The following is a 13,040-nucleotide window of genomic DNA, read 5'->3' on the forward strand; positions in this document are numbered from 1 at the left end:
GATACAGGTTACGAATAACAGGTGGGCGTGATGGGGTATCGGCGGTTGTGTGCGGGGGCATTGGCGCTTGCCGTGTCCGGGCAGGTTTCGGCACAGGATATCCCAAAGCAGACTCCGGGCAGTACCAACACAGATACCCAGCACCGCCCCCGTTCGGGTGTCCGCCGTGACAGCGATCTGTCGCCGTCCGCGCTGACCGCGGATACGCAGCGCACCCCGCCGCCCGGCCTGTTCGCGGACTGGTTCGACATCCGCAAACGCCTAGCGGCCCGCGGGATCGGCGTCAGCGCGCGCTATGCGTCGGAAAGCGGGTATAATTTCGCAGGCGGCGACCGGAAACTGTTGCGCGAGACCGGCCAGTTCGACGTCGGCGTGCTGCTCGATCTCGACAAGGTCGTCGGTCTCAAGGGCGGCGCGTTCCAGGCGACCGTCACCTATCGCCGCGGTCGCGATCTCGGCGCGGACGCCAATCTGGGCGTGCTGCAACAGGTGCAAGAGGTGTACGGCCGTGGCCAGACGCTGCGCCTGACGCAATTCTGGTACGAGCAAACGCTCGGCGAAAAGCTCGAACTGAAGATCGGTCGCACCAACCCAGGCGAGGATTTCGCGGTCTTCTCCTGCTATTTCCAGAACCTCAGTTTCTGCGGCGCACAGCCGGGCAATCTGGTCGGCGATTACTGGCAGAACTGGCCGGTCGGGCAATGGGGCGCGCGGCTGCGCTACGACGTCAACGACCACCTCACGCTCAAGACCGCCGCCTACGAGGTGAACCCCCGCAATCTCGAAAAGGACTTCGTGATCGGCCGGTTCCACGGCGCGACGGGCGCGCTGATCCCCGTCGAAGCCGAATGGCATCGCGGCGATAACGACGGCCGGGTCGGCGCATACAAGGTCGGCGGCTGGCTCAACACGTCGAACGGCGACGACGTGTTCTACGACGTGAACCGCCAGCCGATCGCGATCACCGGAATGGCGCCGCTCCGCCACGACGCGCGCTACGGCGTGTATTTCAATCTCCAGCAGCAGATCACCGGCACCTCGAAGGACGGCAAGTCGGTGACCGGGCTCAGCGTTTTCCTCAACGCGACGCAGGCCGATCGCGCGACCTCGACCACCGACAACCAGGTCGCCGCGGGGCTGTTCTACAAGGGGCTGGTGCCGTGGCGACCGGGCGACATCCTCGGCTTCGGCGTCGCGCGGACCAACGTGAACGGGCGCGTTGCGAAGGGGCAGGAACTCGATCCGACGCGACCAGCGGTACAGGATGCGGAGTATGCGTCGGAAATCTACTACAGCGTCCACCCGACGCGGTGGCTCGAATTGCGGCCGAACGTGCAGTTCATCCACAATCCTGGCGGGGTGCATGACGCGAACGACGTCGGCGTGCTCGGGATGAAGGCTGCGATCACGCTGTAACGGACGATCGACTTTACATGCCGTCGGCCCTCCGCCCCCGTCATCCTGACGAAAGTCAGGATCCCGAGTAACACCCGCTGCCCTGCTTGATCCTGGGTCCTGACTTTCGTCAGGATGACGGATGCGGTTGTGTGGTGGCCGCAGATCGAATTCAGTGGCGGTTCAAGCGCGGGCGGGCAATCGTCCGCGTTCCAAGGAGATTATGATGTTCAATTCCCGCCCCGCGGTGATCGCGACGATCGCCGCTCTCTCGGTTGCCGCCATACCCGCGCCAATCGCCGCGCAGGCTACCGGCGATCTGGCCGCGGTGCAGAAGCATCTGCAGTCCGTCGAGACGATGACCGCCAGTTTCTCGCAGGCGGATCGCAACGGCAAGGTCCTGACCGGCGTGCTGACGCTGAAAAAGCCCGGCAAGCTGCGCTTCCAGTACGAGAAGGGCGTGCCGATCCTGATCGTCGCGGAGGGCGGCGCGCTGACCTTCATCGATTATTCGGTGAAGCAGGTGCAGCGCTGGCCGATCAAGAACTCGCCGCTGGGCGTGCTGCTCGATCCGACCCGCGACATCACGCGCTATGCCAAACTCGTTCCTGGGTATGATCCGCGGATTGTGTCGGTCGAGGCGAACGATCCGAAGCACCCCGAATATGGCCGGATCACGCTGGTGTTCGTGCGCAACGCGGGCGCGCCGGGCGGACTGATGCTGCAGGGTTGGGTCGCGCTCGACAGCCAGAACAACCGGACAACGATCCGGCTGACCAACCAGAAATTCGGCGTGGCCGTCAGCGACAACACCTTCCGCTGGAACGACCCACGCACCGTGGGTGGAAGAAAGTAACAAAACTTTCTGGCCATTCATGCCAGCGACAGGTTTCGCGCCCTAAGGAGTGGCTCGCGGATGTGAGGCATTCGGGATTTTTCCCCTGTTGCCCGGATGGTTTCCCCACAGTCTGCCTGCGTGACGAACGCTGAGTTGGCCCTCGCTCCATGCCCCCGGAGCGAGGGTCTTTCGCGTAGAACGGCAGGCAAAAGATTTGCCTGCCTCGCTCAAGCGCGGCCGACGGGCTCACTCTTCTCAGGGCCCGGTCAACGACAGCGACTTTGCCGATGGCGCCTTCTCCCTTCTTCCGAAGCCTCCAGACGCTTCCTTGTCCCCACTCCCCGCAGCGCTACATCGCGGCCGTGAAGATCGTCTCTTGGAACATCAACTCGGTCCGTTTCCGGATCGCCATCGTCGAACAGTTTCTGCGCGACGAGCAGCCCGACATCCTGTGCCTGCAGGAGACCAAAGTGATCGACGGCGACTTCCCGTTGGCGGCATTCCGCGCGCTCGGCTACGAACACATCGTCCTGCACGGCCAGCGCATGCACCACGGCGTCGCGATCCTCAGCCGCGTGCCGATCGTCGAGGACGACCGATTCGACTGGCAGGCGAACAGCGAGGCGCGCCATATCGGCGTCCGGCTGGAAAACGGCGTGCGGCTCGAAAACGTCTACGTCCCAGCCGGCGGCGACGTGCCTGATCGCGACGTGAACCCGAAATTCGGCCAGAAGCTCGACTTCATCGAGCGCATGACGACTTGGTCGGAAACGCTGGCAGGCCCCACCATTCTCGTCGGCGATTTCAACATCGCCCCGCTCGAATCAGACGTCTGGAGCCACAAGCAGCTGCTCGATGTCGTCAGCCACACGCCGATCGAGGTCGAAGCACTAGGCAAGTTGCAGGCGGCGGGCGACTGGGTCGATCTCGGCCGCCGCTTCCACCCTGCCCCCGCGCGTCTGTTCACCTGGTGGAGCTACCGCGCGAAGGATTGGGAAGCATCGGATCGCGGGCGGCGGCTCGATCACATGTGGGCGACGGGTGCCGCCGCCGAGGCCGCGGTGTCGCATCATGTCTATGAGCGATGCCGGAGCTGGCTGAAACCGTCCGACCACGTGCCGATCATGACCGAGTTCGCGTTTTGAGTGATCCGCGCGCCGCCGCCCGCGCGGTCGATGCGCTCAGGCGCGGTTGGCCGATCGCGATCGACGGGCTGGTGCTGCTCGCAGTCGAGACGGCGGATGCGGACCGGTTGGCCGCGTTCGATCCGGCCGCGAATGGCGGCGTGCTGATCTCGTCGGGGCGCGCTGCGACGCTGAAGCTCGCGAACCAACTGGCCGCCGCCGATCCGACCGAGCCGGTGCTGGTCGATCGGGCGCCGTGGATCGATTTCGCCGCCGCGACCGCGTTGGCGGATCCGCAATTCGATCTGGCGACTCCCATGAAGGGGCCGTTCCAGACGGTCGCGCTGACCGATCCAGACGCGGCGGCGGCGGCGTTGCGGCTCGCGCGGATTGCCGGGTTGTTACCCGCTTTCTTCCTCGGCACCGGCGAGCCCGAGGTTCGGATCGCGCGCGCGGACATAGAAGCGCACGAGGACGCGACACGACTGACGCTCGCGGCCCGTGCGCGCCTCCCGGTCGCGGGCGCGGAGGATGCGGAGATCGTCGCGTTCCGCTCGCCTGAGAGCGCGGACGAGCATATCGCGCTGCTGATCGGCCAGCCCAACGGCCAGCCGCCGCTGGTCCGGCTGCATAGCGAATGCCTGACGGGCGATGTGCTGGGCAGCCTCAAATGCGATTGCGGGCCACAACTGCACGCCGCGATCCACGCGATCCGGGATAGTGGCTGGGGTATCCTGCTCTATCTGCGGCAGGAAGGGCGCGGGATCGGGCTGGTCAACAAGCTTCGCGCTTACGCGTTGCAGGACCAGGGGTACGACACGGTCGACGCGAACACGCGGCTCGGCTTTGCGGTCGATGCGCGGGACTTCGGGGTAGCCGCGAGGATGCTGACTCTGCTCGGGCAGCGTGACATTCGGTTGCTGACGAACAACCCGGCGAAGGTGGGTGGGCTTGAAGCGGCGGGCGTGACGGTGATCGAGCGGGTGCCGCATTTCCTGCCGGCAAACCCGCACAACGCGCAGTATCTCGCGACCAAGCGCGACCGCACGGGGCATCAGTTCTGACCGAGATTCCTCCCTCGCGCCGTTTGATCGTGGTGTTCGGTGCAGCCGTTCGTCCCGATGGCAGTCCGAGCCCGACGCTTGCGCGGCGGATCGCGTTCGCGGCAGCGGCGGCGGCGCGGTATGTCGATGCCGACCTGTTCTGCTCGGGCGCGAAGGGTGCGCATGGGCCGTCCGAGGCGTTGGTGATGGCGGAAATGCTCGCCGAGACGGTCGACCGATCGCGGATCTATCTCGACGAGGCGAGCGTGGATACGTTGCAGAGCGTGGTCGCGGCGACGGCTTTCGCCCGCGCCGGCGCGTATGCGCAGTGCATGATCTGCACCGATGGCTATCACCAGCCGCGCATCCGCATGCTGTTCGCGATGCTCGGCATGTCCGCGAGCGTGATCCACGTGCCGCATGGCGGGAGCCGGCGATACCAGCTCAAGATGCGGACGCGGGAGGCGGCGGCGATCCCGTATGATCTGGTGGCAGGCGTGGGCGCGATCTGGCGGCGGAAGCGAGATTAGCGACGCGTTGAGTTTACGTATTCCTCGCGCGAGCACCTCCCCGGCGAAGGCCGGGGTCCAGTTGGGAAGGCCGATGTAACGAAGGTCCGTCCCACGTTATTCCCGTTCCGCAACTGGACCCCGGCCTTCGCCGGGGAGGTGTAGTCATCGGAGCGGGATACCGGCTGGCTTGTCCCTGACTTTAAGAACCGGGATCTAGCCTATCCTAGCAACCGCGCGACGTCGTCGAAGCTCTCCGCCAGCGCATCGACGCCGATTGCCTTCAGACGGGCGCCATGCTCGGCATTACAATGCGATCCCGCCGACAGACCGATGACATAGCCCCCCGACGCCACCGCGCCGGTCGCACCCACCGGCGAGTCTTCGAGGATCGCCGTCCGCGCGATATCCACGCCCAGTTTCCGTGCGCCGAACAGGTACAGATCCGGCGCAGGCTTGCCATTCGTCACATGCTCGCGGCCGCTGTAGAGATGGTCGCCGAACGCGTCGCGCAGGCCGATATGCTCCAGATGCCGCGCGATCCAGGTGACCGGGCTCGACGAGACGATCGCCTTGGGTAGATCGGCGGGGAGCGACCGGACGAACGCCACCGCGCCCTCGATCGCGTCGACACCTGCCGCCATCACGCGCGCATCTTCGGCTTTGCGCGCGGCGTAGAAATCGTCGGGGAGCGGCCGGTCGATCCAGCGCTCGATCGCATCGATGAACTGCGGCCCGGCAAGCCCCATAAAGTTCGCCATCGACTCGTCGGGAGTCGTTGGGTGCCCAGCGGCGGTCAGCCACTCCGCAATGTGGCGGTTTCCGACCGCTTCGCTGTCGATCAGCACGCCGTCGAAGTCGAACAGCAGTGCGTCGAACCGGACCACAATGCTCATGCGCCCGTCCCCCGAGCGCCGAACAGCGCGCTGCCGATCCGGACGTGAGTCGCGCCGATCGTCACCGCGGTCTCGAAGTCGTCGGACATGCCCATGCTGAGGCCGGTCAGCCCGTGATCGCGTGCGAGCTTGGCGAGCAACGCGAAATAAGGCGCCGGCTCGATATCGGCGGGCGGCAGGCACATCAGCCCGGCTATCGGCAAGCCGGCAGCGCGCGCCTGCTCCACCAGCGCTGGGAGATCGGCGATCGCACAGCCCCCTTTTGCGGTTCGTCGCCGATGTTGACCTGGAGGAAACAGTCCGGACGACGGTCGCTCGTCTCCATCGCCTTCCCCAGCGCAGTGACCAGCGACGGGCGATCGACCGCATGGATGCAATCGAACAGCGCCACGGCTTCGGCGGCCTTGTTCGACTGAAGCTGGCCGATCAGGTGCAGTTCGACATCGGGATACTTCTCGCGCAACGCTGGCCACTTCTCTGAGGCTTCCTGAACGCGGTTCTCGCCGAACACGCGCTGGCCTTCGACGAGCAGCGGTTCGATCGCCGTGGCCGGGTGCGTCTTGGAGACCGCGATCAGCGTCACATCGGCGGCGCGGCGATCGGCGATCTCGGCGGCCTTGGCGATCCGGGTGCGGATGGATGCGAGCGGCGTGGTGTCGTCAGCTATCATGTCGCGCGCTATAGGCAGCGGTGTGCCCCGCCGTAACCCCATTCCCACACGCTGGCTGATGACCGACGAGCGGATGAGTGACGCTTTATGGCCGGCGCTGAGACGGTTGCCGCCCGGATCGGGCGTGGTGTTTCGGCATTATGCAACGCCAGCGGGCGAGCGACGGGAATTGCTACGGCGGGTTCTACGACTGGCGCAGGCGCGGCGATTGATCGTCGTCGTCGCGGGGGTGTCTTCGATGCGGGCGGACGGCGTGCATGGTCGGGCGAGGACGCGCGGCATCAGGACCTGGCCGGCGCATACGCGTGCCGAAGCGCTCGCCGGGCAGCGCGCCAAGGCGGACGCGCTGTTCGTGTCGCCGGTCTATGCCACACGGTCGCATGCAGAGGCGGCTGGGCTGGGTCCGGCGCGGGCGATGCGGATCGCCCGCGGGGTTGGAGTACCGGTGATCGCGTTGGGTGGAATGGACGCGCTGCGGTGGCGGCGGATCCAGCGATTCGGGTTTCACGGCTGGGCTGCAATCGATGCGTGGCTCCGCTAGTCCTGCGCGCTCCCGCTATTGGGGCAAGACACCCCCACCCCGTCATCCCAGCGAAAGCTGGGATCTCGTCCCTGAGGCTAGCGTCATCTGTTTCGAGAGAGACCCTAGCGTTTGCTAGGGTGACGAATTGTGGAAGGTGCTCGAATCGTCTGGGTTCAGATCAGCCTCATCATTCCTACGACCAAGCGGCCGCGGCCCCGTTCCCTCTCCCAACGGGAGAGGCAGAGATGCCAGAGGCGACGATGGTTGAGAACGAGTAAGCAGGTTTACGCCGCAACCACGGCAAATCCTGCCAAACCTTAGAAGCGGAAGGCAGTGCCCAGATACACGGCTTGGCTATCGCGGCGATCGTCGTCGACCTTTACGAAGCGCTCGCGGTCCGAACGGTAACGCACGCCGGCGGTGACCGCGAGGCTACGCGTCAACGCGTACGAACCACCCAGATCGACCGAGTAGCTCGGCGCATCCTCGACGAGTCGCGGTGCATTCGCCAGCGGACGATCCGCCGCCGCCTTCACCGTGCCGCTGAACCGCTTGGCGCTGTAGCTTACCGCCAGATCGGCGGCTTCGCGACTACCCGGCAGACCGCCGAGATCGAGCTTGTTCACGTCGCCGGAAATCGCGAACCGCTTCCAGCCCACCGACATGCCGAGATTGTACGCGATCGGTGCGATCCCGACGGTCGGCGTGGTCGATGCGAGGCTAGCCGTGTTCGCGATGCCGCGGTTGGTCTGCGCACGGACCGCGACAGTCACCGCGCGATTATCCTGGCGCGTTTCGGCCGGCGTAAAACGGAAGCTGCCGGCGTCGAAGCCACCGCGCGCGAACATCGCAGCAAGGCGGGGGTCGGCGGCGGCTGGCGTGAACGATCCGATACCGCGAACCGCAGCGACGTTATGCTTGGCAATCCGGGCGGGCTGTTCGCTGGCGCCGAAGGCGGGCGCGACGATCGCGGCGGTGGCGACAAGCGCCCCGGCAACCACCCCGAATATTCCCCCACGCGTCATCACAACGAATCTGTCCTTCGAATCCCGTAATCGGATCCTGTTAAACAGCATCTAACATGAATTGATCCACAGCAAAGGCCGCAGAACCGCGCATTCCCACCCTTCGTCGCCGAATTGTCGGACAGTGTTGCAATCAGCACACATGTCGCCGCGTTAGCGCTACCGAATCGGGCATATCGAAAGGGGATCGGCCGTTCGACGCCCCGCCTCTCACGCATGCGGGCGTCTGCTTGCGGGCGCGCGAGCACGCCTGTAGAGCAAGGGCTGATTTTCTTGCCAGGATGATGCCCATGTTCCGCCGCTCGCGTATCGCAGTCGTGCTGTTTGCCCTGCCTCTCGTCGCTTGCGGCGGCGGTACCGCACGTCCCAAGGCGGATCTCGCCGCATCGAAGATCACGACGATCGGCGTCAACAGCTACCTCTGGCGCGCGAGCCTCGACACACTGGGCTTTATGCCGCTGCTCCAGACTGACTCGAATGGCGGCGTGATCGTCACCGACTGGTACATCAACCCACAGACGCCGACCGAGCGCATGAAGGTGACCGTGTCGATCCTCGACCAGGATCTGCGCGCCGATGCGCTGCGCGTCGCAGCGCTCCGTGAAGTCAACCGTAACGGCCAGTGGGTGTCTTCGCCGGTCCAGGCCGCGACCACGCAGAAGCTTGAGGACATCATCCTGACCAAGGCCCGCGACCTGCGCCGCGCCTCGATCGCGGGCTGAGGACTGATATAATGGCGTCGCGTTTCAATGCGTTGAAGGCGGACGCGGCGTGGCAGAAGGTCTGGGACGAGCGCAAGACGTTCGCCGCGGACGACCTGTCGACCAAGCCGCGCTCGTATGTGCTCGAGATGTTCCCCTATCCGTCGGGGCGCATCCACATGGGGCATGTCCGGAACTACACGATGGGCGACGTGCTCGCGCGGTTCCGTCGGATGAAGGGCATGGAAGTGCTCCATCCGATGGGCTGGGACGCGTTCGGCATGCCCGCCGAAAACGCGGCGATGGAAAAGGGCGTGCATCCGGGCAACTGGACGCGCGCCAACATCGCGACGATGAAGGCGCAGCTGAAGCGCCTCGGTTTTGCGCTCGACTGGACGCGCGAGCTGGCGACCTGCGAGCCCGAATATTATGGGCATGAGCAGGCGCTGTTCCTCGACCTGTTCGCGGCTGGCTTGGTCTATCGCAAGGAATCAGCGGTCAACTGGGATCCGGTCGACATGACCGTGCTCGCCAACGAGCAGGTGATCGACGGCCGCGGCTGGCGCTCGGGCGCGCTGGTCGAGCGGCGGAAGCTGTCGCAGTGGTTCCTGAAGATCACAGACTTCGCCGACGAGCTGGTCGACGGGTTGGGCGCGCTCGAGCATTGGCCCGACAAGGTCAAGCTGATGCAGGAAAACTGGATCGGCCGCAGCCAGGGCCTGCAGTTCAAGTTCGACCTCACTGCTCCCCTCCCGCTCGCGGGAGGGGTCGGGGAGGGCCTGACACGGACGCGGCGGCAGCGTCCGAGGATGCCTCCTCCCCTGACCCCTCGCGCAGGCGGAAGGGGAATAGAGAGCGTTGAGGTCTTCACCACCCGTCCCGACACGATGTTCGGCTCCAGCTTCGTCGCGGTCGCCGCCGATCACCCGATCGCGCGCGCCATCGCCGAAACGAACCCCGACGCCGCGGCCTTCATCGAACTCTGCAAGCGAGGCGGCACCACTGCGGCGGAACTCGACACGCAGGAAAAGCTCGGCTTCGACACCGGCATCCGCGCGGTGCATCCGCTCGACAAATCCTGGCACCTCCCGGTCTACATCGCGAACTTCGTGCTGATGGAATACGGCACCGGCGCGGTTTTCGGCGTCCCCGCGCACGACCAGCGCGATCTCGATTTCGCACGCAAATACGACCTGCCCGTCAAGCGCGTCGTCAGCGAAGGCGATGACGAGGCCCCCGTGTTCGCCGGCGACACCGCCTGGACCGGCGCCGGCACCATCGTGAACTCGCACTTCCTCGATGAGCTCGACATCGAGGACGCAAAGCGCGTCGTGATCGAGCGTGCCGAGGGCGAAGGCTGGGGCAAGGGCACGACCGTGTTCCGCCTGCGCGACTGGGGCGTCAGCCGCCAGCGTTACTGGGGCACGCCGATCCCGATCATCCACTGCGACGCATGCGGCGCGGTGCCGGTGCCCAAGGACCAGCTGCCGATCGTGCTGCCCGAGGACGTCAGCTTCGACATCCCCGGCAACCCGCTCGATCGCCATCCGACCTGGAAGTACGTCCCCTGCCCGTCCTGCGGTGCGAACGCGCGGCGCGAGACCGACACGCTCGACACGTTCGTCGATTCGTCGTGGTATTTCATACGCTTCGCCAGCCAGCCGGACGCCAAGCCGTTCGACCGGACGGGCGCGGAGAAGTGGCTGCCGGTCAACCAGTATATCGGCGGCGTCGAGCATGCGATCCTGCATCTGCTCTACGCCCGCTTCTGGACGCGCGCGCTGAAGCATATCGGCATGCTCGACATCGCCGAGCCGTTCGCCGGGCTGTTCACCCAAGGCATGGTCACGCACGAGACCTATAGCCGAGGCGACGCCGGCGACGCGCAGCCGGAGGCCGACACCGACGACGACGATTCGAGCGACGCACCGGTGAAGACGAAGTGGCTGTCTCCCGACGAGGTCCGCAAGACCGATGCAGGGTATATCGAGATCGCGACTGGCGGCCCGGTGACGGTCGGTCGCGTGACGAAGATGTCGAAGTCGAAGAAGAACACCGTCGATCCCGAGCCGATCGTCGACCAGTACGGCGCCGACGCGGTGCGCTGGTTCGTGCTCTCCGACTCGCCCCCGAGCGCGATCTGCCTTGGAGCGAATCCGGCATCGAAGGCGCCTGGCGGTTCGTCCAGCGTCTCTGGCGGCTGATCGAGTCCGATGACGCGGCGAAAGCCGAGGGCGAAGACATTGCATTGCGGAAGCTGTGCCACCGCACGACCGTAGGTATCGAGAGCGATATCAATGCCTTGCAGTTCAACAAGGCAGTCGCGCGGCTGTATTCGTTGTGCAGCGCGATCGAGAAGGCACCGCCCTCCGCCGATCGCGACCAGGCGGTCCGCACTTTGCTGCTGCTCGTCAGCCCGATGGTCCCGCATGTCGCCGAGGAAGCCTGGGCGACCGCGGGCAATGACGGCCTGATCGCCGATGCAGCGTGGCCGATCGTCGATCCGGCGATGCTGGTCGACGACGAGGTCACGATCGCGGTGCAGGTCAACGGCAAGCTGCGCGACACGCTCGTCTTCCCCAAGGGCGCACCGAAGGACGAGGTCGAAGCCGCCGCGCTCGCCTCCGAAAAGATCGTCCGCCTGCTCGAGGGCAAGCCGCCCCGGAAAGTGATCGTCGTGCCCGACCGTCTCGTGAACATCGTCGCATGAAGCGCCTAGCGATCCTCGGCGCGCTCGCGCTGGCCCCGGCGCTGTCAGGCTGCGGCCTGCATCCGCTCTACGCGGGTGGCAGCAGCGGCCCGGTCGCGGGTGCGCTCGGCCAAGTCGAGATCGCGCCGATCGCGGGCAAGAACGGCTGGCTGTTGGCCACCGCGCTGCGCGATCGCCTGCCCTCGAACGGTGCACCGGCGCTCTACCGGATCGACATCCGCCTCGACGACGCGATCAGCGGTCTCGGCGTCCGCACCGACGACAGCGTCTCGCGCGAACGCCGCACGTTGCGCGCGCGCTATCAGCTCGTCCGGATCGGCGACAACTCGGTGTTGCTCGACGCGACCGCCGGCTCCGACGCCGGCATCGACGTCGTCCGCTCCGAATATGCGACGATCGCGGCGGAGAACACCGCGCTCGAACGCCTGTCGCAGATCGTCGCCGACCAGATCGTCGCGCGCATTGCGCTGTATGCGCGCAATACGCCTGCGGTCGCAGCGGCGCAGGCCACTACGCCCGCCAAGTGAAGGCCAGCGCAGGCCAGATCCGCGGTGCGCTGGCCAAGCCGGGCGGCGACATCCGCCTGTACCTGCTCCACGGCCCCGACGAGGCCGGCGCGAGCGACCTCGCCCGCGTGCTCGCCAAGGCGATGGGCGCGGATGCCGAACGCGTCGATCTCGACGGCTCGACGCTCAAGAGCGATCCCGGCCGGCTGACCGACGAGGCCGCGTCGCTGTCGCTGTTTGCGGGCGCAAGGTTCGTCCGCGTCGCCTCGGCCGGCGAGGAAAGTCTCGAAGCGTTCACCAACCTGCTCGCGGCCGAACGCGTCGGCAACCCGGTCGTCGCGATCGCCCCGACCGTCAAATCCACCGCCAAGATCGTCAAGCTCGCGATCGACTCCCCACGCGCGATGGCATTCGCCTGCTACGCCCCAACCGCGCAGGACGCCGAACGCCTTGCCACCACGATCGCCAACGAGAACGGCCTCCGCCCCGCCCCCGGCGTCGCCCGCCGCCTCGTGGATACGACCGGAGGCGACCGCGCCGTCATTTCGCGCGAGATCGAGAAGCTTGCGTTGTATCTCGACGCCGCCCCCGATCGCCCCGCGGACCTCGATCACCACGCACTCGATGCGGTAGGCGCAGACCTCGGCGATGCGGAGATGAGCCGTGCGATCGATGCCGTGATCGAAGGCCGAGTCGACGATCTCGGCGCCGAACTCGCGGTGCTCGAAGAAGCCGGCACGTCGCCGATCCCCTGGCTCCGCCAACTCGTCCGCCGCCTGATCGCGCTCGCCGACATGCGCGGCGAAGTCGACCGCGGCGAATCGGTCGACGCGGTCATGAAACGCCACCGCGTGTTCTTCAAGGAAGAGGCCAGCACCGCGCGGTCCTTGCGCCGCTGGTCACCGGTAATGCTCGCCACCGCAATCCAGCGCGTCCGGACCGCCGAGCGCGCGATCATGGCGTCGGGAAATGCCGGCGGTGTGGTGGCGGAAGCTGCAGTGGTGGCGCTATCCCAAGCGATCGCGCGGCGAAACTAACGCGCAACCGCGTCTGCAACCGCATTCGCGTCTGGTTCTGTGTCTGCCTCCGCTTGCGCTTCC

General features: G+C 66.2%; 13 protein-coding genes and 1 pseudogene. 11 read left to right on the forward strand and 3 right to left on the reverse strand.

Features of this window, described 5'->3' with window-relative positions; genetic code table 11:
• Nucleotides 1-30: 30 nt before the first annotated feature.
• From QP164_RS15015 to QP164_RS15035, 5 genes are all read left to right on the forward strand, one after another.
• The gene (locus QP164_RS15015; protein ID WP_333924277.1) at nucleotides 31-1,416 is read left to right on the forward strand and encodes a carbohydrate porin; all 1,386 of its coding nucleotides are present in this window, start codon (nucleotides 31-33) and stop codon (nucleotides 1,414-1,416) included.
• Between the two features lie 205 nt (nucleotides 1,417-1,621).
• Nucleotides 1,622-2,251, forward strand: a complete 630-nt coding sequence (locus QP164_RS15020; RefSeq protein WP_333923661.1) for a LolA family protein — start codon at nucleotides 1,622-1,624, stop codon at nucleotides 2,249-2,251.
• 344 nt (nucleotides 2,252-2,595) lie between these two features.
• Nucleotides 2,596-3,378, forward strand: coding sequence for an exodeoxyribonuclease III (locus tag QP164_RS15025; RefSeq protein WP_333923662.1), 783 nt, complete (start codon nucleotides 2,596-2,598; stop codon nucleotides 3,376-3,378).
• The gene (gene ribA, locus QP164_RS15030) at nucleotides 3,375-4,421 is read left to right on the forward strand and encodes a GTP cyclohydrolase II (RefSeq protein WP_333923663.1); all 1,047 of its coding nucleotides are present in this window, start codon (nucleotides 3,375-3,377) and stop codon (nucleotides 4,419-4,421) included. The genes QP164_RS15025 and ribA overlap by 4 nt, the downstream gene beginning before the upstream one ends.
• A gap of 32 nt (nucleotides 4,422-4,453) precedes the next feature.
• On the forward strand, nucleotides 4,454-4,930 hold the full coding sequence (locus QP164_RS15035; RefSeq protein WP_333923665.1) for a YdcF family protein: 477 nt from the start codon (nucleotides 4,454-4,456) through the stop codon (nucleotides 4,928-4,930).
• Between the two features lie 200 nt (nucleotides 4,931-5,130).
• Here the strand turns inward: QP164_RS15035 and QP164_RS15040 are convergent, their stop codons facing one another.
• Nucleotides 5,131-5,805, reverse strand: coding sequence for an HAD family hydrolase (locus QP164_RS15040; protein WP_333923666.1), 675 nt, complete (start codon nucleotides 5,803-5,805; stop codon nucleotides 5,131-5,133).
• A pseudogene (locus QP164_RS15045) lies at nucleotides 5,802-6,475 on the reverse strand (YggS family pyridoxal phosphate-dependent enzyme). Before QP164_RS15045 ends, QP164_RS15040 begins: the two are co-directional and overlap by 4 nt.
• A 58-nt stretch (nucleotides 6,476-6,533) precedes the next feature.
• On the opposite strand from QP164_RS15045, the gene QP164_RS15050 reads away from it, so the two are divergent.
• Nucleotides 6,534-7,016: a thiamine phosphate synthase gene (locus QP164_RS15050; RefSeq protein ID WP_333923667.1), complete on the forward strand. Its 483-nt coding sequence runs from the start codon at nucleotides 6,534-6,536 to the stop codon at nucleotides 7,014-7,016.
• 299 nt (nucleotides 7,017-7,315) lie between these two features.
• Here the strand turns inward: QP164_RS15050 and QP164_RS15055 are convergent, their stop codons facing one another.
• The gene (locus QP164_RS15055) at nucleotides 7,316-8,023 is read right to left on the reverse strand and encodes a hypothetical protein (protein WP_207901222.1); all 708 of its coding nucleotides are present in this window, start codon (nucleotides 8,021-8,023) and stop codon (nucleotides 7,316-7,318) included.
• A 290-nt stretch (nucleotides 8,024-8,313) separates the two neighbouring features.
• On the opposite strand from QP164_RS15055, the gene QP164_RS15060 reads away from it, so the two are divergent.
• The 5 genes from QP164_RS15060 to holA are packed head-to-tail and all read left to right on the forward strand — an operon-like array spanning nucleotide 8,314 to nucleotide 12,977.
• Complete coding sequence (locus tag QP164_RS15060; protein ID WP_333923668.1) at nucleotides 8,314-8,745, forward strand: DUF3576 domain-containing protein; 432 nt, start codon at nucleotides 8,314-8,316, stop codon at nucleotides 8,743-8,745.
• Between the two features lie 11 nt (nucleotides 8,746-8,756).
• Nucleotides 8,757-10,928 carry a leucine--tRNA ligase gene (gene leuS, locus QP164_RS15065; protein WP_443027447.1) on the forward strand — a complete coding sequence of 724 codons (2,172 nt, stop codon included), beginning with the start codon at nucleotides 8,757-8,759 and terminating at the stop codon, nucleotides 10,926-10,928.
• A 44-nt stretch (nucleotides 10,929-10,972) separates the two neighbouring features.
• On the forward strand, nucleotides 10,973-11,434 hold the full coding sequence (locus QP164_RS19890; RefSeq protein WP_443027448.1) for a class I tRNA ligase family protein: 462 nt from the start codon (nucleotides 10,973-10,975) through the stop codon (nucleotides 11,432-11,434).
• Nucleotides 11,431-11,961, forward strand: coding sequence for an LPS assembly lipoprotein LptE (gene lptE / locus QP164_RS15070; RefSeq protein ID WP_333923669.1), 531 nt, complete (start codon nucleotides 11,431-11,433; stop codon nucleotides 11,959-11,961). Before QP164_RS19890 ends, lptE begins: the two co-directional genes overlap by 4 nt.
• Nucleotides 11,958-12,977 carry a DNA polymerase III subunit delta gene (holA, locus tag QP164_RS15075; protein ID WP_333923670.1) on the forward strand — a complete coding sequence of 340 codons (1,020 nt, stop codon included), beginning with the start codon at nucleotides 11,958-11,960 and terminating at the stop codon, nucleotides 12,975-12,977. Before lptE ends, holA begins: the two co-directional genes overlap by 4 nt.
• Nucleotides 12,978-13,040: the final 63 nt, after the last annotated feature.

The organism is Sphingomonas sp. LR59, assembly GCF_036855945.1.
Taxonomy (GTDB): Bacteria; Pseudomonadota; Alphaproteobacteria; order Sphingomonadales; family Sphingomonadaceae; genus Sphingomonas.

What these genes read in the sequence shown, in the direction of transcription:
- QP164_RS15015 (WP_333924277.1), top strand. Translation starts at nt 31, where the DNA reads ATGGGGTATCGGCGGTTGTGTGCGGGGGCATTGGCGCTTGCCGTGTCC.
- QP164_RS15020 (WP_333923661.1), top strand. Translation starts at nt 1,622, where the DNA reads ATGTTCAATTCCCGCCCCGCGGTGATCGCGACGATCGCCGCTCTCTCG.
- QP164_RS15040 (WP_333923666.1), bottom strand. Translation starts at nt 5,805, where the DNA reads ATGAGCATTGTGGTCCGGTTCGACGCACTGCTGTTCGACTTCGACGGC.
- QP164_RS15050 (WP_333923667.1), top strand. Translation starts at nt 6,534, where the DNA reads ATGACCGACGAGCGGATGAGTGACGCTTTATGGCCGGCGCTGAGACGG.
- QP164_RS15055 (WP_207901222.1), bottom strand. Translation starts at nt 8,023, where the DNA reads ATGACGCGTGGGGGAATATTCGGGGTGGTTGCCGGGGCGCTTGTCGCC.
- QP164_RS15060 (WP_333923668.1), top strand. Translation starts at nt 8,314, where the DNA reads ATGTTCCGCCGCTCGCGTATCGCAGTCGTGCTGTTTGCCCTGCCTCTC.
- leuS (WP_443027447.1), top strand. Translation starts at nt 8,757, where the DNA reads ATGGCGTCGCGTTTCAATGCGTTGAAGGCGGACGCGGCGTGGCAGAAG.
- lptE (WP_333923669.1), top strand. Translation starts at nt 11,431, where the DNA reads ATGAAGCGCCTAGCGATCCTCGGCGCGCTCGCGCTGGCCCCGGCGCTG.